This window comes from uncultured Polaribacter sp., assembly GCF_947497125.1.
GTDB lineage: Bacteria > Bacteroidota > Bacteroidia > Flavobacteriales > Flavobacteriaceae > Polaribacter.
Window position 1 is genome coordinate 249,485 of record NZ_CANMFI010000002.1, and the last position, 23,468, is coordinate 272,952.

General features: G+C 32.9%; 21 protein-coding genes. 15 read left to right on the forward strand and 6 right to left on the reverse strand.

Translation table 11 applies throughout. From position 1 onward, the window contains the following. Nucleotides 1-18: 18 nt before the first annotated feature. Nucleotides 19-1,050 (reverse strand): rhodanese-related sulfurtransferase, encoded by a 1,032-nt coding sequence (locus Q0678_RS04245; RefSeq protein ID WP_299054408.1) that lies wholly within the window; start codon nucleotides 1,048-1,050, stop codon nucleotides 19-21. Between the two features lie 359 nt (nucleotides 1,051-1,409). Here Q0678_RS04245 and Q0678_RS04250 point away from each other — a divergent pair, with 359 nt between their 5' ends. The 3 genes from Q0678_RS04250 (at nucleotide 1,410) to serS (ending at nucleotide 4,950) form a co-directional block, all read left to right on the forward strand. Then, entirely contained in the window at nucleotides 1,410-2,399 is a 990-nt protein-coding gene (locus tag Q0678_RS04250) for an aspartate-semialdehyde dehydrogenase (protein ID WP_299054409.1), read from the forward strand. 12 nt (nucleotides 2,400-2,411) lie between these two features. Further along, entirely contained in the window at nucleotides 2,412-3,455 is a 1,044-nt protein-coding gene (locus Q0678_RS04255; protein ID WP_299054411.1) for a ferredoxin--NADP reductase, read from the forward strand. 220 nt (nucleotides 3,456-3,675) lie between these two features. Then, nucleotides 3,676-4,950: a serine--tRNA ligase gene (serS, locus tag Q0678_RS04260; RefSeq protein ID WP_299054414.1), complete on the forward strand. Its 1,275-nt coding sequence runs from the start codon at nucleotides 3,676-3,678 to the stop codon at nucleotides 4,948-4,950. On the opposite strand, the gene Q0678_RS04265 is transcribed toward serS, so the two are convergent. Then, nucleotides 4,943-5,086: a hypothetical protein gene (locus tag Q0678_RS04265; RefSeq protein WP_299054415.1), complete on the reverse strand. Its 144-nt coding sequence runs from the start codon at nucleotides 5,084-5,086 to the stop codon at nucleotides 4,943-4,945. The genes serS and Q0678_RS04265 overlap by 8 nt on opposite strands. 90 nt (nucleotides 5,087-5,176) lie before the next feature. On the opposite strand from Q0678_RS04265, the gene Q0678_RS04270 reads away from it, so the two are divergent. Next, on the forward strand, nucleotides 5,177-5,506 hold the full coding sequence (locus Q0678_RS04270) for a DUF4286 family protein (protein WP_299054417.1): 330 nt from the start codon (nucleotides 5,177-5,179) through the stop codon (nucleotides 5,504-5,506). Here Q0678_RS04270 and Q0678_RS04275 read toward each other — a convergent pair. Continuing rightward, the gene (locus Q0678_RS04275; protein WP_299054419.1) at nucleotides 5,503-6,354 is read right to left on the reverse strand and encodes a hypothetical protein; all 852 of its coding nucleotides are present in this window, start codon (nucleotides 6,352-6,354) and stop codon (nucleotides 5,503-5,505) included. The two genes, Q0678_RS04270 and Q0678_RS04275, sit on opposite strands and share 4 nt — an antisense overlap. An 87-nt stretch (nucleotides 6,355-6,441) precedes the next feature. Here Q0678_RS04275 and rsmA point away from each other — a divergent pair, with 87 nt between their 5' ends. Together rsmA and mgtE are read left to right on the forward strand one after the other, a co-directional pair. Then, entirely contained in the window at nucleotides 6,442-7,245 is an 804-nt protein-coding gene (rsmA, locus tag Q0678_RS04280) for a 16S rRNA (adenine(1518)-N(6)/adenine(1519)-N(6))-dimethyltransferase RsmA (protein WP_299054420.1), read from the forward strand. Further along, nucleotides 7,235-8,587 carry a magnesium transporter gene (gene mgtE, locus Q0678_RS04285; protein WP_299054422.1) on the forward strand — a complete coding sequence of 451 codons (1,353 nt, stop codon included), beginning with the start codon at nucleotides 7,235-7,237 and terminating at the stop codon, nucleotides 8,585-8,587. The genes rsmA and mgtE overlap by 11 nt, the downstream gene beginning before the upstream one ends. A gap of 863 nt (nucleotides 8,588-9,450) precedes the next feature. On the opposite strand, the gene Q0678_RS04290 is transcribed toward mgtE, so the two are convergent. Continuing rightward, nucleotides 9,451-10,992: an aldehyde dehydrogenase family protein gene (locus Q0678_RS04290; RefSeq protein ID WP_299054423.1), complete on the reverse strand. Its 1,542-nt coding sequence runs from the start codon at nucleotides 10,990-10,992 to the stop codon at nucleotides 9,451-9,453. 113 nt (nucleotides 10,993-11,105) lie between these two features. Here Q0678_RS04290 and Q0678_RS04295 point away from each other — a divergent pair, with 113 nt between their 5' ends. From Q0678_RS04295 to Q0678_RS04320, 6 genes are all read left to right on the forward strand, one after another. After that, nucleotides 11,106-12,164 carry an isoaspartyl peptidase/L-asparaginase family protein gene (locus Q0678_RS04295; protein WP_299054424.1) on the forward strand — a complete coding sequence of 353 codons (1,059 nt, stop codon included), beginning with the start codon at nucleotides 11,106-11,108 and terminating at the stop codon, nucleotides 12,162-12,164. 26 nt (nucleotides 12,165-12,190) lie between these two features. Continuing rightward, entirely contained in the window at nucleotides 12,191-13,165 is a 975-nt protein-coding gene (locus tag Q0678_RS04300) for an acyl transferase (protein WP_299054426.1), read from the forward strand. A 224-nt stretch (nucleotides 13,166-13,389) separates the two neighbouring features. Next, the gene (locus Q0678_RS04305; protein ID WP_299054428.1) at nucleotides 13,390-13,725 is read left to right on the forward strand and encodes a TM2 domain-containing protein; all 336 of its coding nucleotides are present in this window, start codon (nucleotides 13,390-13,392) and stop codon (nucleotides 13,723-13,725) included. Between the two features lie 2 nt (nucleotides 13,726-13,727). Next, nucleotides 13,728-14,144: a DUF2752 domain-containing protein gene (locus Q0678_RS04310; RefSeq protein WP_299054430.1), complete on the forward strand. Its 417-nt coding sequence runs from the start codon at nucleotides 13,728-13,730 to the stop codon at nucleotides 14,142-14,144. Continuing rightward, on the forward strand, nucleotides 14,141-14,578 hold the full coding sequence (locus Q0678_RS04315) for a DUF4870 domain-containing protein (RefSeq protein WP_299054431.1): 438 nt from the start codon (nucleotides 14,141-14,143) through the stop codon (nucleotides 14,576-14,578). The genes Q0678_RS04310 and Q0678_RS04315 overlap by 4 nt, the downstream gene beginning before the upstream one ends. Continuing rightward, nucleotides 14,575-15,372 carry a M48 family metallopeptidase gene (locus Q0678_RS04320; protein WP_299054432.1) on the forward strand — a complete coding sequence of 266 codons (798 nt, stop codon included), beginning with the start codon at nucleotides 14,575-14,577 and terminating at the stop codon, nucleotides 15,370-15,372. The genes Q0678_RS04315 and Q0678_RS04320 overlap by 4 nt, the downstream gene beginning before the upstream one ends. Nucleotides 15,373-15,430: 58 nt before the next feature. Here the strand turns inward: Q0678_RS04320 and thiL are convergent, their stop codons facing one another. Beyond that, nucleotides 15,431-16,480, reverse strand: a complete 1,050-nt coding sequence (thiL, locus tag Q0678_RS04325) for a thiamine-phosphate kinase (RefSeq protein ID WP_299054433.1) — start codon at nucleotides 16,478-16,480, stop codon at nucleotides 15,431-15,433. Nucleotides 16,481-16,573: 93 nt separating this feature from the next. Between thiL and Q0678_RS04330 the strand changes: the two genes are divergently transcribed. Together Q0678_RS04330 and Q0678_RS04335 are read left to right on the forward strand one after the other, a co-directional pair. Next, nucleotides 16,574-18,496 (forward strand): M1 family aminopeptidase, encoded by a 1,923-nt coding sequence (locus Q0678_RS04330; protein ID WP_299054434.1) that lies wholly within the window; start codon nucleotides 16,574-16,576, stop codon nucleotides 18,494-18,496. Nucleotides 18,497-18,580: 84 nt separating this feature from the next. Continuing rightward, entirely contained in the window at nucleotides 18,581-19,342 is a 762-nt protein-coding gene (locus tag Q0678_RS04335; protein ID WP_299054435.1) for a UDP-2,3-diacylglucosamine diphosphatase, read from the forward strand. A 70-nt stretch (nucleotides 19,343-19,412) separates the two neighbouring features. Here the strand turns inward: Q0678_RS04335 and Q0678_RS04340 are convergent, their stop codons facing one another. Then, a complete protein-coding gene (locus Q0678_RS04340) occupies nucleotides 19,413-22,220 on the reverse strand; it encodes a TonB-dependent receptor (protein ID WP_299054436.1) in 2,808 nt (935 codons plus the stop codon). Between the two features lie 244 nt (nucleotides 22,221-22,464). Between Q0678_RS04340 and Q0678_RS04345 the strand changes: the two genes are divergently transcribed. After that, nucleotides 22,465-23,454, forward strand: coding sequence for an AAA family ATPase (locus Q0678_RS04345; RefSeq protein WP_299054438.1), 990 nt, complete (start codon nucleotides 22,465-22,467; stop codon nucleotides 23,452-23,454). The last annotated feature ends 14 nt before the right edge of the window (nucleotides 23,455-23,468 follow it).

The following is a 23,468-nucleotide window of genomic DNA, read 5'->3' on the forward strand; positions in this document are numbered from 1 at the left end:
GATATCAGAATTACTGAATTATTTCTTAAACTTCAGCACTTCGCTTCTACCCTTTTTAAATATTTTATTACTAGCGTGCTTGCCTTTTCTGCGCTCTTTTTGTTCTTCATAAGAAAGTTTAATTATTTCTTGACAATCTGTAGAACAGGTATTTTCCATTTTTTCTGCACAAGCATCACATTGTATAAAAAGCAAATGACAACCTTCATTGGCGCAATTGGTATGTGTATCTGAAGGCTTGCCACATTGGTGGCAATTGGCAATTACATCTTCTGTAATTTTTTCTGCCCTTCTATGGTCAAACACAAAATTTTTACCAATAAATTTATTCTCGATTCCTTCTTCATTTACCTGACGTGTGTATTCTATAATACCGCCTTCTAACTGAAAAACATTTTTAAAACCTTTGTGTTTGTAGTAAGCAGAAGCTTTTTCGCAACGGATACCACCAGTACAATACATTAGTAAATTTTTATCTTCTTTATTGTCTTTTAAATCTTCTTCTATAATATCTAAAGAGTCTCTAAATGTATCTACATCTGGCGTTACAGCACCTTCAAAATGACCAATTTCACTTTCGTAATGGTTGCGCATATCTACACAAACTGTATCTGGATTTGCCAACATTTCATTAAATTCTTTCGCATTTAAATGAGTTCCTTTATTGGTAACATCAAAAGTGGCATCGTTTAAACCGTCTGCCACAATTTTGTCTCGCACTTTTACTTTTAATTTTAAAAACGACTTGTTATCTTGCTCTACAGCAACATTTAAACGAATGTCTTTTAAAAAAACAATGCTATCTAATTGGTCTTTTAAAGCATAAAAATTTTCTGACGGAACCGATAGTTGCGCATTAATACCTTCAAAAGAAACATAAATTCTACCTAGAACATCTAACGCGTTCCATTCTATAAATAATTTATCTCTTAAAAGTTGTGGGTTTTTTATCTTGTGATATTGATAAAAAGAAATGGTAAGGCGGTCTTTACCGGCCTTGTCTATTAATGCAGCGCGTTCTATGGCGCTTAATTTATTGTACAGTTGCATGCTATACTAATTTTTTAAGCTGAACTAAATCAGGATTTGTTAATAAAGTACAAACTTACAATTTTTTATGAAAAAGCAGCTATTATTAGGACTTTTAGCCTTCTTTAATTCATAAAAAAGCTGCTTACTAAAAAAATAATGTTTGCAAAAATGCTTAGCCCAGATAGAACGGTTTGTTTGAGCTCTCCCGATTTTTTATCGGGAAGCGAGTAGTGATAGCTGGAAACAGCTTCGAAAAAAGAAAAATTAAATCAATTTGTTTAATTTTAAACAAACCGAAATATATTGGTATTTTTTTATCAAAAAAATGGTGGAAATTAATTTTGTTAGCATCTTTGTACTATAAAAAAACAAAAAAGATGAAAATAGCTGTAGTTGGCGCAACCGGAATGGTTGGTACCGTAATGTTACAAGTTTTAGAAGAAAGAAATTTACCGATCACCGAATTTATTCCGGTAGCCTCTGAGCGTTCTGCTGGGAAAAAACTAACCTACAAAGGCAAGCAATACACAATTGTTACCTTGGCTGATGCTGTAAAAATGCAACCAGATATTGCACTTTTTTCTGCCGGTGGCGATACTTCTTTAGAATGGGCACCAAAATTTGCCGAAGTTGGCACTACAGTTATAGACAATTCTTCTGCTTGGAGAATGGATCCGACAAAAAAATTGGTAGTCCCAGAAATTAATGGTGATGTTTTAACTTCTGATGATAAAATTATTGCAAATCCGAATTGCTCTACCATACAATTGGTTATGGCTTTATCGCCTTTGCATGACAAATACAAAATGAAACGTTTGGTAGTTTCTACCTATCAATCTGTGTCTGGTACGGGCGTAAAAGCGGTACAACAATTAGACAACGAAGAAGCTGGTATTGATGGCGAAATGGCCTATCCGCATAAAATTGGTAGAAATGCTTTGCCTCATTGTGATATTTTTTTAGAGAACGGCTACACAAAAGAAGAAATGAAATTGGTAAAAGAGCCTAAGAAAATTTTACGTGACGATTCTTTTTCTGTTACAGCAACCGCAGTTCGTATACCTACTGCTGGCGGGCACTCTGAAGCTGTTAACGTTCAGTTTGAAAACGATTTTGACTTGACAGAAGTACGTCAGTTATTAAACGATTTTCCGGGTGTAATTGTACAAGATGATTTGGCAAACAACGTCTACCCAATGCCAATTAATGCACACAATAGAGACGAAGTTTTTGTTGGACGTATTCGAAGAGATGAATCTCAAGAAAATACCTTAAATTTGTGGATCGTTGCAGACAACTTAAGAAAAGGTGCTGCAACCAACACAGTTCAAATAGCCGAATATTTAATTGCAAATAATTTGGTATAATACATACAGTTAATGGCAACGTTTCATAAAATAAACATACAAGAAGTAATTAAAGAAACCGCAAATGCGGTTTCTTTGGTATTTAAAATACCCGGAAATTTAAAATCTAAATTTGCATTTCATGCAGGGCAATACGTAACTCTAAAAAAAACCATCAATGGTAAAAAAGTAAGAAGGGCTTACTCAATTTGCTCATCGCCAACAGATTCGTTTTTAAAAGTAGCCATTAAAGCTGTAGAAAATGGTATTTTTTCTAACTATGCAACTACAGAATTAAAAGCAGAAAATTTTATAGAAGTTTCTGAACCTGAAGGAAAATTTATACTACAACCAAAACCAAAGAAAAATTACATTGCTTTTGCTGCGGGTTCTGGTATTACCCCTATTTTATCGATGGTAAAAGATGTTTTAGCATCAGAACCTACTGCTACATTTACACTTATTTACGGTAACAAAACTTTTGCAGATACTATTTTTAAAGAACAATTAGACGCTCTTAAAGAGGCTAATCCAGACAATTTTAATCTGCATTATATTTGTAGTAGAGAACAACAAGAAGACACTTTGTTTGGCAGAATAGACAAAGGACACACAAATTTTTTCTTAAATAAATATGCAGATATCAACTTTGATAGCGCTTACATCTGTGGACCAGAAGCAATGATTAACGAAGTTTCTGAAACTTTAAAAGAACGAAACTTTACAGCTGAAAACATTTATTTTGAACTTTTTACAACAACTTTAAACGAAGCCGCTGTCTCTGAAATTAAAGAAGGTTTTACAGAAGTTACTGTTTTGTTAGATGATGAAGAAACCACCTTTACCATGCAACAAACAGACGATATTCTTGCAGCAAGTTTACGCAATAATTTAGATGCGCCCTACTCTTGCCAAGGCGGTGTTTGTAGCTCTTGCTTATGCAAAGTAACCGAAGGAAAAGCAGTAATGGTAAAAAATTCTATTTTAACTGATGGTGAAATAGAAGAAGGTTTGGTTTTAGCATGCCAAGCATACCCAACAACCTCTTCAATAAAAATTGATTTTGACGACGTTTAACAGACAATATCATTCTTCATAAAATTATTTTTTGGGCGTTTTAACAGGCTTTCCATTGTATCTTTTCGCTAAAAATTAAAAAGATATAGTGTAAAGCGCGACCCTTGTGGTAACGCCAAAAAAATAAAAAAACTAATATTACCTTGTGTACTTTTAATTTGTTATTTCGCATAGAAACAACGCTAAAATTATATATTTGCATTTCTAAATTACAACGCAAATGTTACAAGTACAATTTATTAGAGATCACAAAGAAACTGTTATAGCAGGCCTAGAAAAACGTAATTTTGCAAATGCTGCAAAAATTATTGAAGAGGTTTTAACTGCCGACGAAAACAGAAGACTTGCCCAAGTTGCTTTAGACAACACACTGGCAGAATCTAATAAAATATCGAAAGAAATTGGTGGTTTTTTTAAATCTGGAGAGGTTCAAAAAGCAACTCTTTTGAAAGAAAAAACAGGGCAGTTAAAAGAACTTTCTAAAGAACAAACCGATGCCTTAAATAAAATTACAGAAGCGTTGCAAACGTTGCTATACACAATACCAAACATACCGCATGCGTCTGTAAAAGCAGGAACATCTGAAAAAGATAATGAAGAGATTTTTAAGGAAGGTGAAATTCCGGATTTAGGAGATAGCCCACTACCTCATTGGGAATTGGCTAAGAAATATGATATTATCGATTTTGAATTAGGAACGAAAATTACAGGTGCAGGTTTTCCTGTTTATAAAGGTAAAGGAGCAAGATTGCAACGTGCTTTAATCAATTACTTTTTAGACAAAAATACCAAGGCTGGCTATACTGAAGTGCAAGTACCGCATTTAGTAAACGCTGCCTCTGCAACAGCAACGGGTCAATTGCCAGACAAAGAGGGTCAAATGTACCATTGTGCAGAAGATGATTTGTATTTAATACCAACGGCAGAAGTGCCAATTACAAATATGTTTCGTGGTAATTTATTACAAGAAACAGATTTTCCGATAAAAAGAACTGGTTATACGCCTTGTTTTAGAAGAGAAGCAGGTAGTTATGGTGCGCATGTTAGAGGACTAAATAGATTGCATCAATTTGATAAAGTAGAAATTGTTTGTGTTGAGCATCCTGAAAAATCTTACCAAGCTTTAGACGGCATGGTTGCACATATTAAAGAGATTTTAAATGAGCTAAAATTACCGTATAGAATTTTACGCTTATGTGGCGGAGATACTGGTTTTACGGCTGCTTTAACTTTTGATTTTGAACTGTTTTCTACGGGTCAGGATAGATGGCTAGAAATTAGCTCTGCTTCTAACTTTGAAACTTTTCAGGCAAATAGATTAAAGCTTCGTTTTAAAAACAAAGATGGTAAAAGTGAACTAGCACATACGCTAAACGGAAGTTCTTTAGCTTTACCAAGGGTTTTAGCGGGTATATTAGAAAACTATCAAACAGAAAAAGGAATTAAAATACCAGAGGTATTGGTGCCTTATTGTGGTTTTGATATTATTAATTAGAAGCAACACTAATTAATAGTTTCTTATACTTATTTGCTTCGTTAAGCGCTCTCAAATAAGAAGTTATTTGTCCGGCTTTCATAAACGCTACTGCCTTTATTTTGGCTGTTTTATATTGATTGTAAAGCGTAATCATAATATTTAATTTAGTTGATTCGTTTTACAATAGTCAATTTTTGTGCCAAAAAATTAATTTTGAATTTTAAAAATAACATATAATTAAAAAATGTACATCTATAACGTAACCATAAACATCGATAATAGCGTTCATAAAGAATGGCTTGCTTGGATAGAAACACATATTATCAACGTTTTAAATACTAGTAAATTTACAGCAGCAAAACTAACAGAAGTTCTTGTTGAAGAAGAAATGGGTGGTAAAACCTATTCGATACAATATAGTGTTAACTCGAGAGAAGATTTAGACGATTACTATAAATTGCATAAAGAAAGCTTAGAAAGAGAAGGGCTTAAAAAGTTTAGCGATAAAATGCTAACTTTTAGAACAGAGTTAAAATTAATAAAAGAATACTACCCTACAGTAACAAAAAATTAAAAACTAGCACCTATACCTACAGAAAAAGTATTTATTTTAGAAGGGCCTATTTTAAAGTGTTCATAGCCAGATGCAATATGATACCTGTTTATATGGTACTTTAATAACAATTTTAGGTTGTTTACTTCACGTTTATTTATATTAGCCCATTTATGAGAAACGCGAATGCTAACTGGTTTTGTTACAAACCAATCTGCACCTAAACCAAAAGCAAAACCACTGTTGTTTACATTATTCCCTACATGTAAAAAACCAAGCCCAAACCAAGCGTCAATTTTTTGAGTTCGTATTCTATGATATTTTAAGAGCGATGAAAAGGATGAAAAAGACTCTTTGCCAGTTATCGTTTTTTCTTTTAACTCTGTAAAATGAACCCCCAAACTTAAGCGTTTTAAAAACCTAAAATCGACTCCTAAATTTACACCAGATAGGTTATTGTTTTCTTTAACATAGCTAGTGTAAACATCAAGCCGAGTAATGTTGTAATTAATAGAGTCTGTATATATGTAATTACCAAAATAGGCTTGTTTATATGGGTAGTTCGATAATTCTGCATCGTGCATTTTACTTTCTTTTTCAAAAGGAGACTCAACAACTAAACCATAAGCAGTATATGCAAAAAGCTTTACAAAAAGCTCTTTAAGTAAAAAGCCAAAGCCTAAATCTTCATTGTATTCTCTCTGAGATCTTTTAGAAGAAGTAGCTTTAGTTGTCGAGGATGAAAAAGTTGGTTTTACACTTCTATTCTCTTTTAGGCTTTGTTTTCCTTTTGCTAGCTTTCCTGTTTGAGATAAGGTAACTGTACTAGTAATAAAAAATAAAAAAAGAACAAATACTTTTCTTGTCATAGAGTCATTTTTAAATCTATAATAGAAACCAAAAATTATGCCGAAATTAAACTGTACTTTTGCTTTTAAAGCTTAAAATATAAAAGGGTGTCTGTAAAAGCAAAAAAACATTTAGGTCAGCATTTTTTAACTGATGAAAGTATTGCAAAAAATATTGCAGATGCTTTAACAGAAACAGGGTATAAAGATGTTATAGAAATTGGCCCAGGAATGGGTGTTTTAACAAAATACCTCTTACAAAAAAACGTAAAAACTACTGTTTTAGAGCTCGATAGAGAATCGGTTGCGTATTTACAAGATGTTTTTCCGGTAGAACAATTAAAATTAGATACCAGTAAAGATAATTTTAAAATTATTGAAGGCGATTTTTTAAAACAAAACCTACCTGAAATTTGCAACCACAAACAGGTAGCTATTATTGGTAATTTTCCGTACAATATTTCTACCCAAATTGTATTTAAAGCCATTGAAAACAGAGAATTTGTTGCAGAATTTTCTGGCATGTTTCAAAAAGAAGTAGCCAAAAGAATTGCAGAAAAAGAAGGCTCTAAAGTATACGGTATTTTATCTGTTTTAACCCAAGCTTTTTTTGATGTAGAATACCTATTTACAGTTCCGCCAACTGTTTTTAATCCGCCGCCAAAGGTAGATTCTGGCGTTATCAGATGTATCCGAAAGAAAGATTATACGCTACCTGTAGATGAAAAAATATTTTTTAGAGTGGTAAAAACAGCGTTTAACCAACGAAGAAAAATGTTGCGTTCTAGCTTAAAGTCTTTTCAAATTTCGGAAACCTTAAAAGAAGACCCTATATTTGCGAAACGACCAGAACAATTATCCGTTTCAGAATTTATTTCTCTTACGCAAAAATTAATAGCAGATGGCATTTGAAATTACTGATACTTTTTTAGACCACCTTACAGAACTTATTGTTGCAGACAATGCAAAGGCAATTACAGCATTGTTTCACGAAGTTCACTTTGCAGATATTGCAGAGGTTTTAGATGAGTTAGATTTTGATGAAGCTATCTACATTATAAAACTGCTAGACAGCGAAAAAACCTCTGAAATACTTACTGAGTTAGACGAAGATATTCGTGAAAAAATTCTAGAAAATTTATCTGCAAAAGAAATTGCCAACGAAATTGGTGAAATGGATTCTGATGATGCCGCAGATATTATTGGAGAACTTTCTGAAGAACGTCAAAAAAGAGTAATTAATGCCTTACAAGATGATGTTTTAGCCGCAGATATTAAAGAGCTTTTATCTTACGATGCAAATACTGCAGGGGCTTTAATGGCAAAAGAATTGGTAAAGGTATATGAAACTTGGACCGTTGCTGGTTGCATGCGCAGAATACGCGGACAAGCAAAAGAAGTAACCCGTGTGCACTCTATTTATGTAGTAGATAAAGAAGATAAACTAGTAGGTAGATTGTCTTTAAAAGACTTGATAATTGCAAAATCTGATCAAAAAATTGCCGATATTTCTAAAGACACTGTAGATTCTGTAACAGTAACAGAAGATGATGAAGAAGTTGCAAAAATAATGGCAAAATACGATTTAGAAGCCATTCCTGTAGTAGATAATAACAACGTTTTAGTAGGTAGAATTACAATTGATGATATTGTAGATGTTATTAGAGATGAGGCCGACAAAGATTACCAAATGGCAGCTGGTTTTTCTCAAGATGTAGAAGCAAATGATACCATTTGGGAACTTACAAAAGCACGTTTGCCTTGGTTAATTTTAGCCCTTTTTGGTGGCTTTATTTCGGTATCTGTATTAGGTAGTTTTGATGGTGCCATGAAAAATTTCCCAGAACTCTTTTTCTTTACCCCACTAATTGCCGCAATGGCTGGTAATGTGGGTGTACAATCTTCTGCTATAATTGTACAAGGTTTGGCTAACGATAGTTTAAAAGGCTCTCTTTTTAGAAGACTTTTAAAAGAAATTTTACAAGGATTGTTAAATGGGTTTGTGCTAGCTGCACTTTTAATGTCTGCTGGAATGTTATTTTTAGGATTCCCTTTAAAGTTAGGAATTACTGTAGCAATGTCTTTGGTTTCTGTAATTGTAATTGCTGCTATAATTGGCACATTTATTCCTATTATTTTAGCCAGAAGAGGTGTAGATCCTGCCTTGGCAACAGGCCCTTTTATAACTACCAGTAACGATATTTTAGGTATTTTAATCTATTTTTCTATTGCAAAACTAGTTTTAGGTTTTTAATTTTTTTTTGAAGCTATTTCCAGCTTTCCACTATATCTTTTTACTGAGTTCTCTTTGTAAATTTGCAAAAAAGCAAATTCACTCGAACGAAGTAAAAAGGATGCCGTTTCAATCTGGGCTAAAACAAACATTCCGTTCTGTCATTTCGAGTGGTAACGAGAAATCTCATAAAGAAACTCCTATTAAAAATCACTGTTATGAGACTTCTCCTTTGTCGAAGTGACAAAGGATTGTGTTTTATTCTGTATTGTCATTTCGAGTGCTAACGAGAAATCTTATAAAGTTAGTTTTTTTAGTCTTATGTCTATAAGTCTAACATCTAGTTTCTTTTTAACTTTTCTCACTGTTATGAGACTTCTCCTTTCGTCGAAGTGACAAAGGATTGTGTTTTTTTCTGTTCTGTCATTTCGAGTGTTAATGAGAAATCTCATAAAGCTAGTTTTTTAGTCTTGTTTCTATAAGTCTAACATCTAGTCTATTTTTAGCTTCTCACTGCAATGAGACTTCTCCTTTCGTCGAAGTAACAAAGGATTGTATTTTATTCTGTTCTGTCATTTCGAGTGTTAACGAGAAATCTCATAAAGTTAGTTCTTTTTAGTCTTGTTTCTATAAGTCTAACATCTAATCTCTTTTTAACTTTTCAAGGTTATGAGACTTCTCTCTGTCGTTCGAAGTGACAAAGGGTTATGTTATATTCTGTATTGTCATTTCGAGTGTTAACGAGAAATCTCACAAAGCTGATTTTTTTAGTCTTGTTTCTATAAGTCTAAAATCTTGTTTCTTTTTAGCTTTTCACGGTTATGAGACTTCTCCTATCGTCGAAGTGACACGGTTATATTAAATTATAGAGTTTTTAAAAAAAACTACAAATCGAACTTAATGCCTTGTGCTAAAGGTAGTTCATCTGAATAATTAATGGTATTTGTTTGCCTCCTCATATACACTTTCCAGGCATCAGAGCCAGATTCGCGTCCGCCACCAGTTTCTTTTTCACCACCAAAAGCACCACCAATTTCTGCGCCAGAAGTGCCAATATTTACATTGGCAATACCGCAATCTGAACCTGCATAAGACAAGAATTTTTCCGCTTCTTTTAGTTCGTTTGTCATAATTGCTGATGACAATCCTTGAGCAACACCGTTTTGTTTTTCAATAGCATTTTCTACTTCTCCACTATATTTCATTAGATATAAAATAGGTGCAAAAGTTTCGTGTTGTACTATTTCAAAATGATTTTCTGCTTCTATAATTGCTGGTTTAACATAGCAGCCAGATTCATATCCTTTTCCTTCTAAAACACCACCATCAACTAAAACGGTTCCGCCTTCAGTTGTTGCTTTTTCAATAGCAGCTAAATAGGTATTAACAGCATCTTTATCAATTAATGGCCCAATATGATTTTTTTCATCTAACGGATTTCCAATAGTTAATTGCCCATACGCACCAACAATTGCATCTCGAACTTTATCATACACAGATTCGTGAATAATTAATCTTCTGGTAGAAGTACAACGTTGTCCGCAAGTACCAACAGCACCAAAAACAGCACCAGGAACTACCACTTTTAGGTCTGCAGTTGGTGTAATTATAATGGCGTTGTTTCCTCCTAATTCTAATAAAGATTTTCCGAAACGTTGTGCTACAGTTGCTCCAACAATTCTTCCCATTCTTGTAGATCCTGTTGCAGAAACTAACGGAATACGAGTGTCAGTTGTCATTAATTCGCCAACCTTATAATCGCCGTTTATAATGCAAGAAATTCCTTCTGGTAAATGGTTATCTTTTAAAACTTGTGCTATAATATTTTGGCAAGCTACAACACATAAAGGTGCTTTTTCTGAGCCTTTCCAGACACAAACATCACCACAAATCCAAGCCAAAGCAGTGTTCCATGCCCAAACTGCAACCGGAAAATTAAAAGCAGAAATAATACCCACAATACCTATTGGGTGCCATTGCTCTCGCATTACATGACCTGGCCTTTCAGACGGAATTGTTTGTCCGTTTAATTGTCTAGACAATCCAACAGCAAAATCACAGATATCAATCATTTCTTGAACCTCTCCGTACCCTTCTTGTAAAGATTTTCCCATTTCGTAAGAAACCAATTTGCCAAGAGGTTCTTTTAAGTCTCTTAATTTATTACCAAACTGACGTACAATTTCTCCACGTTGTGGAGCTGGCATATTTCTGAATGATAAAAACGCTTTACTGGCAGTTTGTATTACTTGTTCGTAATCTTCTTTCGTAGTTGCTTTTACTTTTCCTATTAATTTTCCATCTACTGGAGAGTAAGATGCTATAATTTCTCCGTTAGAAAAGTTGTTTACACCTGTTGAAGTTCCATTATTTATAGCTGTTAAACCTAATTGGTCTAAAACTCCTTGTATTCCAAAATCTGTCATTTTGCTGTTTCGTATTAGTTGATTACATTCGAGGTACGAATTTACAAATAATTTTAGATACTTATAAATTTAACAAAAACAATAATTATTGTTTAAATTTAAACAAAATACTTATGAAAAAATTACTTTTTATTACCTCTCTTTTAATAATTTCTTTCGGATGTAAGCTCGATTCATTAAAAACAGATAACCCAGAAAAAAGACAAGAAAAAGTGAACGATTTTGCCATTATTATTCATGGTGGTGCTGGTACAATTTTAAAGAAAAACATGTCTGATGAAAAAGAAGCAGCATACAAAGCAAAACTAACAGAAGCTATTAAAACAGGGCACTCAATTCTTAAAAACGGAGGAACAAGCCAAGAAGCTGTGCTAAAAACTATTCAAGTAATGGAAGAATCTCCATTATTTAATGCCGGTAAAGGTGCTGTTTTTACTCACGAAGAAACCAATGAACTAGACGCCTCATTTATGGATGGAAAAACATTAAATGCGGGTGCCGTTGCAGGTGTTAAAAATGTAAAAAGCCCAATTGAATTGGCTATAAAAATAATGACAGACTCAGATCATGTAATGTTATCTGGAGAAGGTGCATCAACTTTTGCAAAAGAAAAAGGATTGGAAATAGTGGCTCCTAATTATTTTTATACAGAAAAACGTTTTCAATCTTTACAAAGAATTAAAAATAGAAATAAGACAGAATTAGATCATGATGACAAAAAAGCAGCCTTTTATGATGCTGATATTAAAAATGCAAAATTCGGAACCGTTGGCTGTGTTGCCCTAGACAAAAATGGGAATATTGCTGCAGGAACCTCTACTGGCGGAATGACAAACAAACGTTGGGGTAGAATTGGAGACGCACCAATAATTGGGTCTGGTACCTATGCAAATAATAAAACCTGCGGAGTTTCTTCTACCGGTTGGGGCGAGTACTTTATTAGAAGCCAAGTTGCCTATGATATTTCTGCACAAATGGAGTATCAACAAAAAAGTTTAAAAAATGCCACCAAAGATGTCATACAAAATAAACTCACAAAACTTGGTGGAACTGGCGGAGTTGTGGCTTTAGATAAAAACGGAAATATGGCTTTTGAATTTAACACTGCTGGTATGTACAGAGCTTCGATGAATGACGCTGGAGAATTAATCTTAAAAATATATAAGGAATAAGATTTTACATTATTTTTGCGGGAACAATGCAAGAAAATATTTTTAACATAAAATCTGAAGAAGCGTTTACAAAAATAGCTTTACAAACCTTTAAACATCAGTTTAAAAATAATAAAGTATACCGTTCTTTTTGCGATTTGTTGTACATCCATCCATCAGAAATAAATAAAATAGAAGAAATACCTTTTTTACCTATCGGATTTTTTAAGAACAAGAAAATTTTGTCATCTACAGACAAAATTCAAGAAACTTTTACCAGTTCTGGCACTACCGGAAGTACAACTAGCAAACACTTTGTTACCGATATTAACCTTTACAAAGAAAGTTATTTAAAAGGTTTTAGCCATTTTTATAACCATATAGAAGATTATGTAGTGCTAGCTTTACTGCCTAATTATTTAGAAAGAAAAGGATCTTCATTAGTTTTTATGGTAGATGATTTAATAAAAAAAACTAACAATATAGAAAGTGGGTTTTATCTTGATAATATTGATGAGTTGGCTAAAAAATTAATAACTTTAGATAAAAAAGGCCAAAAAATACTTTTAATTGGCGTTTCATTTGCCTTATTAGATTTAATAGAGCAACATCAGTTTCAACTAAAAAATACGATTGTTATGGAAACTGGTGGCATGAAGGGTAGAAGAAAAGAACTTATAAGAGAAGAGTTACACCTTGTGCTACAAAATGGTTTTGGGGTTCAAAAAATACACTCAGAATATGGCATGACAGAATTGTTAAGTCAGGCCTATTCTAACGGGAATGGTATTTTTAAAACACCACCTTGGATGAAGATTTTAATCAGAGATACCGAAGACGCATTGTCTATACAAGCAGTTGGTAAAACTGGTGGTATTAATGTAATTGATCTGGCAAACTATAATTCTTGCTCATTTATTGCAACACAAGATCTCGGTAAAATTCATACAGATAAAACTTTTGAAATTATTGGTCGTTTTGATGCTTCGGATATTAGAGGTTGTAACTTAATGGTACTGTAAAATATTAAATTGAAGGGCAACTGATCAATAAATAAAGAAGACTCCCTAACTTCTTTTTTTAACTTTTTATTTATATTATTCAATTTAAATAACTAGTTTTAACCAGTTTTTTACGATTCTTTAAAGAAAATTATTGATAAGATTAAAAACTAAAACTATTAATAATAATAAGGCGCAACCGAAAAGCCATACGAGTAGGATAATATAAAATTAAAAAAAAGAAAATGGACGCACAAAAAGTAGACCTATTTATCATGACTAACGGAAAATTTTTTGAAAGTCATCAAATAAACGTAATAAGAAATAGAATGTTACAAGTTGATGAATCAAAATGGTCTATACTGTCGACTACCCAATTTAAAGATCCTACCACAATACTTATTGTTTCTTTACTTGCAGGTGCTTTTGGTATCGATAGATTTATGATTGGAGATACAGCAATGGGAATTGGTAAACTTATAACATGTGGTGGTTTTGGTATATGGACCATTGTAGATTGGTTTTTAATTCAGAAAGCAACCCGTGAAAAAAATATAGAAAAAATTCAACGTTTTTTATAAAAATGTCACTTAACAGGAATAGGCTTTATGTACGTGTTATAATAGCCTCTGTTGTAGGGTATGTTTGGATTTTACTACAAGTAACCAAAAATAATTTTTCAAACAACCCTTTTCGGGTTTGTTTTCTTAAACAAATTACAAACATACCTTGCCCATCCTGTGGCACAACTCGCTCTGTAACATCAATAATTCAGGGTCATTTTTTAGATGCTTTATATAGCAATCCCCTAGGGTATTTAATTTTTATAGTCCTGCTTATTTCTCCGTTTTGGATTCTTAAAGACCTCTTTAAAAAAACAAATACATTTTTACAATTTTACATAAAAATACTTACCACTATTAAAAAACCGAAAATAGCGTTTGTTTTAATAGTATTGGTAATTTTAAACTGGATTTGGAATATTAATAAAGGATTATGATTCACATAAAAAAATTTACATACTTACCAGGAGAGCATGAACTAGAAGCTGCTTCTAATAGTTATTTAATGTCTTTACTAGCAATTATTGTTGGGCTACCCTTACCAATCGTAAATCTAATTGCCACCTTTATATTTTACTTAGGCAACCGAAAATCTTCTTATTTTGTTCGGTGGCATTGTACGCAAGCATTGCTTTCTCAATTATCTTTACTTGTAATGAATAGCTATGCTTTTTGGTGGACAGTATCAATCTTTTTTGAAGATCAAACGATTACAAACAACTACATTGCCTACATTATTGTTGCTATTGTTTTTAACCTTATCGAATTTATAACAACCATTTACATTGCTGTAAATACTAGAAAAGGTATTCATGTAGAATGGTGGCTTTACGGAACATTAACAAATCTTATCTGTAAAAAAAGAATATGAAAAAAGTTATAATTCAAATATCATTAGCCGTAATACTGTTTTTTGCACTGTGGTTTTCTTTAGCTCAAGTAAACTGGGTGAAAATTTTTGATGTCGAAAAAAATATTGATAAAACAGAACAAAAGCTAGGCAATCTTTTTTGGAAATTTTTTAAAAACTCTGAAAAAGAAAACACAAACATCCAGACAACAAAAACAATAGATTCGATTGTTAATCATCTTTGTAATGCTAATAAAATTGATCGAAAAAAAATAAAGGTTCACATACTTTTAAAAGATGAAATTAATGCTTTTGCACTGCCAAACGGACATTTAATAATTTACAGTGGCTTGGTGCTTAATGCAGATTCTCAAGAAGAATTGGCCGGCGTAATTTGTCATGAAATTGCACACATAGAGTTAAAACATGTAATGAGAAAGCTGATTAGAGAAACAGGTATTTCTTTACTGATTTCGATTACTACAGGAAACGGAAACCTAGAAGTAATTAAAGAAACTGCCAAACTTTTATCTTCGGCTGCTTTTAGTAGGGAATTAGAAAAAGAAGCAGATATGAAAGCGGTAGATTATTTATTAAATGCAAAAGTAAACCCTGCTCCTTTTGCAGATTTCTTGTACAAATTATCTGAAATAAACCCTACAATACCCGAATATCTTACTTGGGTTAGCAGTCATCCAGAGTCTAAAGAAAGAGCAAAATATGTTGTTGAGTATAGCAAACAAAAAGATGCAGATTACAAAACTATTATAAGTACTAAATCTTGGGAAGAATTAAAAAACAATCTAAAAGAATAAAAACAAAAAAGGCAAAAAATTAATTTTTTGCCTTTTTCTATATATAAATCAATTGTAATTAATCGGTTTTTAAAGCATTCCAGCCTTGCGCTTTTAATTCAATTTCTTGACTAGCTCTGGTTACTAAATTTAACCCTTGATTTTCGGGAGTAATGTGCCCAATAATAGAAAAGTTTGGATTCCCTTTTATTTTATCAAAATCTGCTATTGGTACTGTAAATAAAAGCTCGTAATCTTCGCCACCACTTAAAGCTACCATGGTAGAATCTAACTCAAACTCTTCGCAGGCAGAAATTACTTGTGGATCTAGTGGTAATTTGTCTTCATAAATTTTACATCCAACGTTACTTTGTGTACAAATATGAAAAAGTTCTGAAGAAAGTCCGTCAGAAATATCAATCATTGCTGTTGGTTTTACTTCCATTGCCTTTAACAAAGGCGCAATATCTTTTCTTGCTTCTGGCTTTAATTGTCGCTCAATTAAATAGGTATAATTGTCTAAATCTGGTTGATTATTTGGGTCTACTTTAAATACTTGCTTTTCTCTTTCTAGTACTTGCAATCCTAAATAAGCAGCTCCTAAATCTCCAGAAACAACAATTAAATCTGTTTCTTTAGCGCCATTTCTATACACAACATCTTCTTTTTCTGCCTTACCAATTGCCGTTACAGAAATTAAAATACCTTTGGTAGAAGAAGTGGTATCTCCGCCTATTAAATCTACTTTATAAGTATCGCAAGCAAGCTGAATACCCGCATACAATTCTTCTATGGCTTCTAAAGGAAAACGATTAGAAACCGCAATCGATACTGTTATTTGTTCTGCAACACCATTCATCGCATACACATCAGACAAGTTAACCATCACAGCCTTGTAGCCCAAATGTTTAAGAGGCATGTAACTTAAATCGAAATGCACACCTTCTACTAATAAATCTGTTGTTACTAAAGTTTGTTTTTCTGAAGCATCTAAAACAGCTGCATCATCGCCAATTGCTTTTACGGTCGATGCATTTTCTACTTTAAAATATTTTGTAATATGATTGATCAAACCAAACTCACCAAGCTCGGCTAACGATGTTTTTTGTGTGTTTTTATCTTCTAACATCTTGCAAAGATAGGTACATTCTAAAAAACCACAGAACTAGTTTAACATCAATCTTTAATTATTTTAGTATTTTTGATGAATATCTTTTTAAATATGACACGTTTTATTTTACTTATTATAAGTCTTTTTGTATGTTCAATTGGTATAAAAGCTCAAGAATTACAGAAAATATCTGAGGCCGAAGCTAAATCTGCTCATGCAAAATTACACTTTAAGGCAAATGCAAATACAGGTAATTATGATGTTACTTATCATAAGTTAGAGTTTACCGTAAACCCTTCTGCAGCTAGTATTGCTGGTAAGGTTAGTACTACTTTTACCGCCTTAGAAGATATGAATACCGTTACCTTTGATTTAGATGATAATATGGTAGTTAGCTCGGTTACTCAAAATAATAATACCGTAACTTACAGTCAAAATACAAATGACGAATTAATTATCAACCTAGAAAATACCCTCAATTTAGGTGCAGCAACCACTGTAGAAATAACGTATAGTGGTAACCCAACTAGCAATGGTTTTGGTTCTTTTGAAGTAACCACGCACGGAAATGCTCAAACACCTGTTTTATGGACACTTTCTGAGCCTTATGGCGCACTAGGTTGGTGGCCTTGTAAGCAAGATTTAAATGATAAAATTGATGTTATTGATGTGTATATTACAGCGCCAGAACAATACACGGCTGTTTCTAATGGTCTAGAACAAGGTACTAGCTTAACTCCGCCCGGTAGAAAAACCACTCATTATAAGCACCAATACCCAATACCTGCATATTTAATTGCAATTGCGGTTACCAATTACGAAACCTATTCTCATACAGTTGCAAACAATGGCAACCCTTTTCCGGTGGTAAATTATGTATACCCAGAAAGTTTAAGTGCTGCTCAAAATAGTACAGGTGTTACTGTAGATATTATGAATCATTTTATCAACTTATTTGGGGCTTACCCTTTTGAAAATGAAAAATATGGTCATGCCCAATTTGGTTGGGGTGGTGGTATGGAGCATACAACGGTTTCTTTTATGGGTAATTTTAGTAGAAATCTAATTGCGCACGAATTAGCACACCAATGGTTTGGCAATAAGGTTACCTGTGGCAGTTGGAAAGATATTTGGTTAAACGAAGGTTTTGCTACCTATTTAACTGGCCTTACAGTAGAACATTTAGATGGTGAGGCAGCGTTTAAAACTTGGCGAAACAATGCTAAAAATACAGTAACCTCTGCAACTAATGGTGCTGTGTATCTTTCTGATATTGATACCACTAGTGTAAATAGAATTTTTAGTAGTCGATTATCTTACAACAAAGGTGCGATGGTACTACATATGGTGCGTAAAAAATTAGGTGATACCAACTTTTTTTTAGCACTTAAAAACTATCTGTCTGATGCAAATTTAGCATACGGATATGCAAAAACACCCGACTTAATTGCGCATTTAGAAGCTGCAAGTAATTTAAATTTAACCGCTTTTTTTGATGATTGGGTATACCAACAAGGCTACCCAACGTATAACTTAGAATGGTACCAACCTACTACAAATACTATTTCTATTAGTTTGCAACAGCATCAGAGTGATGCTTCTGTTTCGTTTTTTGAAGCCAACGTGCCAATTAGAATATATGGTACAAACGGCGAAACTGCAGATGTTCTATTAAACAATACCGGCAATGCACAAACTTTTGTAGAAAACGTTTCTTTTCAAGTAAGCAATGTAGAGGTTGATCCTGATAGTCATTTGATTACTAAAAACAACACAAGCACCTTAAATACAGAACGTAATATATATACCAAATATACTTTTGAAGTAGTACCAAACCCTGTAAAAAATATACTAACGCTTAAAACGAATGCTTCTAACTTGTTTCAAAATCTAATTTTATACAATGCCTTTGGTAAAAAAATACTTGAAACGAATAAAACAGAAATAAGCATTAGTAATTTAAGTAACGGGGTTTATTTTATAAGTATTATTACCGATAAAGGAATTTTCAACAAAAAAGTAATCAAAGAATAGTTGCTAAATTTTTAGCCTTTTTATCTGCTTTGATCTATTTATAAATAAGTTTTTCTATTTTTACCATCACAAATAATTATTTCTTTGATTTCGATAACAACCAGCCATCAGAAAAAAGTCTATTTTGCATCAGACCAACATTTAGGCGCACCTACTGCAGCACTTAGCTTTCCTAGAGAACAAAAATTTGTTGCTTGGTTAGATGGTATTAAAGAAGATTCTGAAGCTATTTTTTTACTAGGAGACTTGTTCGATTTTTGGTTCGAATATAAAACTGTAGTTCCTAAAGGTTTTGTAAGAGTTTTAGGAAAATTAGCCGAACTAAAAGACCGTGGTATTCCTATTTATTTTTTTGTAGGAAACCATGATTTATGGATGCACGATTATTTTGAAAAAGAATTAAACATTCCGGTATATCATGAACCGCAAGAGTTTTTAATCAACAATAAAAAGTTTTTAATTGGTCATGGTGATGGTTTAGGACCAGGAGACAAAGGCTATAAACGCATGAAAAAAGTATTTACTTTTCCGTTGTTTAAATGGATGTTTAGATGGCTACACCCAGATTTAGGTTTAAGACTAGGACAATATTTATCGGTTAAAAATAAACTAATTTCTGGTGATGAGGATGCTAAATTTTTAGGAGAAGAAAAAGAATGGTTGGTTTTATATTGCAAGCGAAAATTAGAAACCAAACACTACGATTATTTTGTTTTTGGCCACAGACATCTTCCGTTAGAAATACAACTGCAAGAAAATAGCAAGTACATAAATCTTGGTGATTGGATTCAGTATTTTACCTATGGTTCCTTTAAAGATTCTTTTCAATTACTAGAATCTAAATAAAATAAACTTAATTATAAAGCATAAAAAAAGAGCGGCAATATTGCCGCTCTTTTTAGGTAATTAAATTTAATTATTTTAAGTTGAAACTTACTCTTGCAAATAAGAAACGACCACCAATACCAAATTGTTGAGATCTTCTAGACCAATCGAAACGACCACCACTACGGTTTGCTTCAATAGCTCTGTCTGGATATACATCTAATAAGTTATTAGCACCTACTGTTAAAGTTAAGTCTTCAGTAGCTTTATATCCTAAAGATAAATCGGTAACAATTTTAGAAGCAAAATCTTGCTGATTTGCTAAAGTGTTTGTTGCTTCAGAAACCTCACCAAAGTATACGTTTCTTAGAAAAACATTAAACTTACCAGAAGTTAAACTATTGGTTAAGTTTACTTTTGTTCTTGGCACTGCCTCTTCTAAAAAGATTCTACTGTCTTCTGGAAAATAAGTACCCTCTAAGCCAGCATCTCTTAAAACTTGAGAAGATTTAATATCACCTACTTGTTTTGTTTGAGAAAAAGTACCTGATAAATCAGACTTTAATCTTGTATTTGCACCTAAAGTAGCTTTGTGAGAAATTACAACATCTATACCTTTAGACTGAGTGTCTATTGCATTGGCAAAGAAAGAAGCTGCTGTTGCATTTGCTTGTACTAATAAATTATCTAATTGAGTTCCTGTACCTGGCCCTTTAAACTGACCGGTATACACTACTCTATCATCAATGTTTACAATGTAACCATCTACTGTAAAAGTAAGGTTAGACTCTGGTAACTTTGCTGTAAAACCTGCACTAAAACTATTAGAAGTTTCTTCTTTTAATTCAGGAATACCTAATAACTTAGCTGCTTTACTATCATTTGCAAACGTACCAACTTCTACAGGAATACCATCTTGAAAAATAGTTGATGTAGAGTTGTAATTTAACTGGTGTAAAGAAGGAGCTCTAAAACCTGTGTTAAAAGAAGCTCTTAATCTAAAGTTATCTGATGCTTTATAGATAGACGCTAATTTAAAGTTTAACGTAGATCCGAAATCAGAATAGTTTTCGAAACGTGTTGCAAAAGTAGTAGAAAATACTTCAGAAAACTTTGCATCTAAATCTACATATGCAGCAACACTACTACGCGCTCTGTCTAACTCATTTTTTGGTCCGAAACCAGGAAATACCTGAGAACCACCTGGTCTAGAGTTTCCAAAAAAGTCTTTTAAAGGACTTGTACCTGTAACCCCTGTAAATGGTGTTCCGTCTGCTTTATATTGTGTATAAGAAGCTTCTTCTCCAGAAATTATTTGATAATTTTCTACTCTGTGTTCTGCTCCGAAAGCAACTCCTAAACCTTCAAATGTGTCTTCATAAAATTGAGACAAATCTAAATTAGTAGTGTTTTGAGAGAATGAAAATCCACCTGCATCAAAAACTGTTGGCGATGCTGTTCCTTGAGACGCATTGTACGTATTTCCGATAGTAAAATCGAACGCATTTTTACCGTACGTGTTAGAAAAATCTACATTCCACTCACCAATTTTACCTTTAATACCCACTGCTAAAGATTGATCTGAAATAGTTGAGTTAATTTCTGGTAAAAAACCATCAATGTAAGCTGGTGTAAATGTTCTACTCTGATTTGGCAATCTGTAAAAACCTGCAGAATTACCATTTCTAGAACTCATACCTGCAAAAGAGTACAATTCTGTACCATTATCATCTAAAGGCAATTTAAAGTTCGCAAAGAAACGACCACCTCTAACTCTAGATTGACCAACTCTCATGTTAAAATCGGTTCTATCTAAACCTCTTGCTGCTAATTCTGATGTTGTATTGTCTGCAGATAAAATACCTTGTAATGCAGGCTTTGTTGTTGCACCATTTAAGTTAATACCTGCTGCATTTGCATATTGTATAACATCAGAAACATCATCATCTAATAAATTAGCTAAACTATAACCATCTGCAGCTGCAAATCTTTCAATAGTATTAAATGTGTTAAAAATACTACCTTCCCATTCTTTCATTCTGTTGTAGTCTTCACGAACATCAAAATCTCCAGAAAAGTTAATTAAACCACCATTCTTACCTATTGGCAAACCATAACTAGCGCTAATGTTGGTTGTTTGACCATCTACACCACCTGTTTGTGAGTTTGCATTTTTACTAAAGTTTGCACCAGTTGTAACATTTAAAGAAAGTTCATTAACACTTTCATTTAATACAATATTAATTACACCTGCAATTGCATCAGAACCGTATTGTGCAGCTGCACCGTCTCTTAAAACTTCTAATCTTTTAATTGCAGAAGCTGGTATTGCGTTTAAATCTGTACCTACAGATCCTCTACCAAAAGTACCGTTTACGTTTACCAAAGAAGAAGTGTGTCTTCTTTTTCCGTTAATTAACACCAATACCTGATCTGGCCCTAAACCTCTTAAAGAAGCAGGATCTACGTGATCGGTACCATCTGAAATAGTTTGTGTATTAGAGGTAAATGAAGGTGCTACGAAATTTAAAATCTGATTTAAATTTACTTGTGGCGATGAAGAAGCCAACTCTTTAATATCTACTACATCGATTGGCACAGGGCTATCTATTGCAGATCTATTTGGATTTCTAGATCCAATTACAACTACCTCTTCTAAGGCATTGTCTTCGTTTACGCTTATTGTTAAGTAAGAAGTATCTGTTACTGTAACAACCTTTGTAGCAAAGCCCATTGATGAGATTACCAATTTAGCTGGTAAGCTTTTTACAGTAATAGAAAATGCTCCAGCATCGTTAGTAGTGGTTCCGTTTGTGGTTCCTTTTTCTACTACATTCATGTAAGGTAGTGCTTCTCCCGAGGTATCGGTTACCTTACCTTTTATTGTTTGTGCAGTCATTGTGAGGGGCAACAAAAACAAAAAACAAATTTTTAACAAATTTTTAATGTTTTTTTCAATCATTTTATTTTAGTTTTTAGTTATACACAAATATTAAGTTTTTTATTGAACTATCCTAATTATCATAAAATTATCTAAAAAAGAGAAAAGGGTTTATCTTTAACCAACTTTTAACAAATATCAAAAAGTTAAAATTGTAGATTTGTTTTTCACAAGAAAAAATAACACCTAATACCTTTATAAAATGGACGTAGATGTAAGAGCTATTAATGAAAAAATAGAAAGAGAAAGTGCCTTTATAGACATTCTTACTTTAGAGATGAACAAAGTAATTGTGGGACAAAAACAAATGATAGAAAGTTTGTTAATTGGTTTAATAGGAAATGGCCACATTTTACTAGAAGGTGTGCCTGGTTTAGCAAAAACACTAGCCATAAATACTTTATCTAAAGCCGTACAAGCAAGCTTTAGTAGAGTTCAGTTTACACCAGACTTGTTGCCTGCAGATGTTGTTGGAACCATGATTTACAACATGAAGCAGAATAATTTTGAAATAAAAAAAGGACCTATTTTTGCAAATTTTGTACTTGCTGATGAAATTAACAGAGCGCCTGCCAAAGTGCAATCTGCGTTGTTAGAAGCCATGCAAGAACGTCAAATTACAATAGGAGACACTACCTTTAATTTAGAAGAACCATTTTTAGTAATGGCTACCCAAAACCCTGTAGAACAAGAAGGTACCTATCCTTTACCAGAAGCACAAGTAGACCGTTTTATGTTAAAAGTAGTTATCGATTACCCAAAACTACAAGACGAGCAAATAGTAATGCGTCAAAATTTATCTGGTAGTTTCACAAAAGTAAATCCTGTGGTTTCTGTGGCAGAAATTTTAAGAGCAAGAGAGGTTGCTAATGAGGTTTATATGGATGAAAAAATTGAAAAATATATTTTAGATATTATTTTTGCAACTCGTTATCCAGAAAAATACAACTTACCACAATTAAAAGATTTAATTGGTTTTGGTGCCTCGCCACGTGGAAGCATCAACCTTGCAAAAGCTGCTAAATGTTATGCATTTATTAAAAGAAGAGGCTACGTAATACCAGAAGATGTTAGAGCCGTTGTTTTTGATGTATTGCGCCATAGAATAGGAATTACTTATGAAGCAGAAGCAGAAAATGTAACTTCTGTAGACATTATTAATGCTATAATTAATGAGATTGAAGTGCCTTAAAATTTGTAATCGTG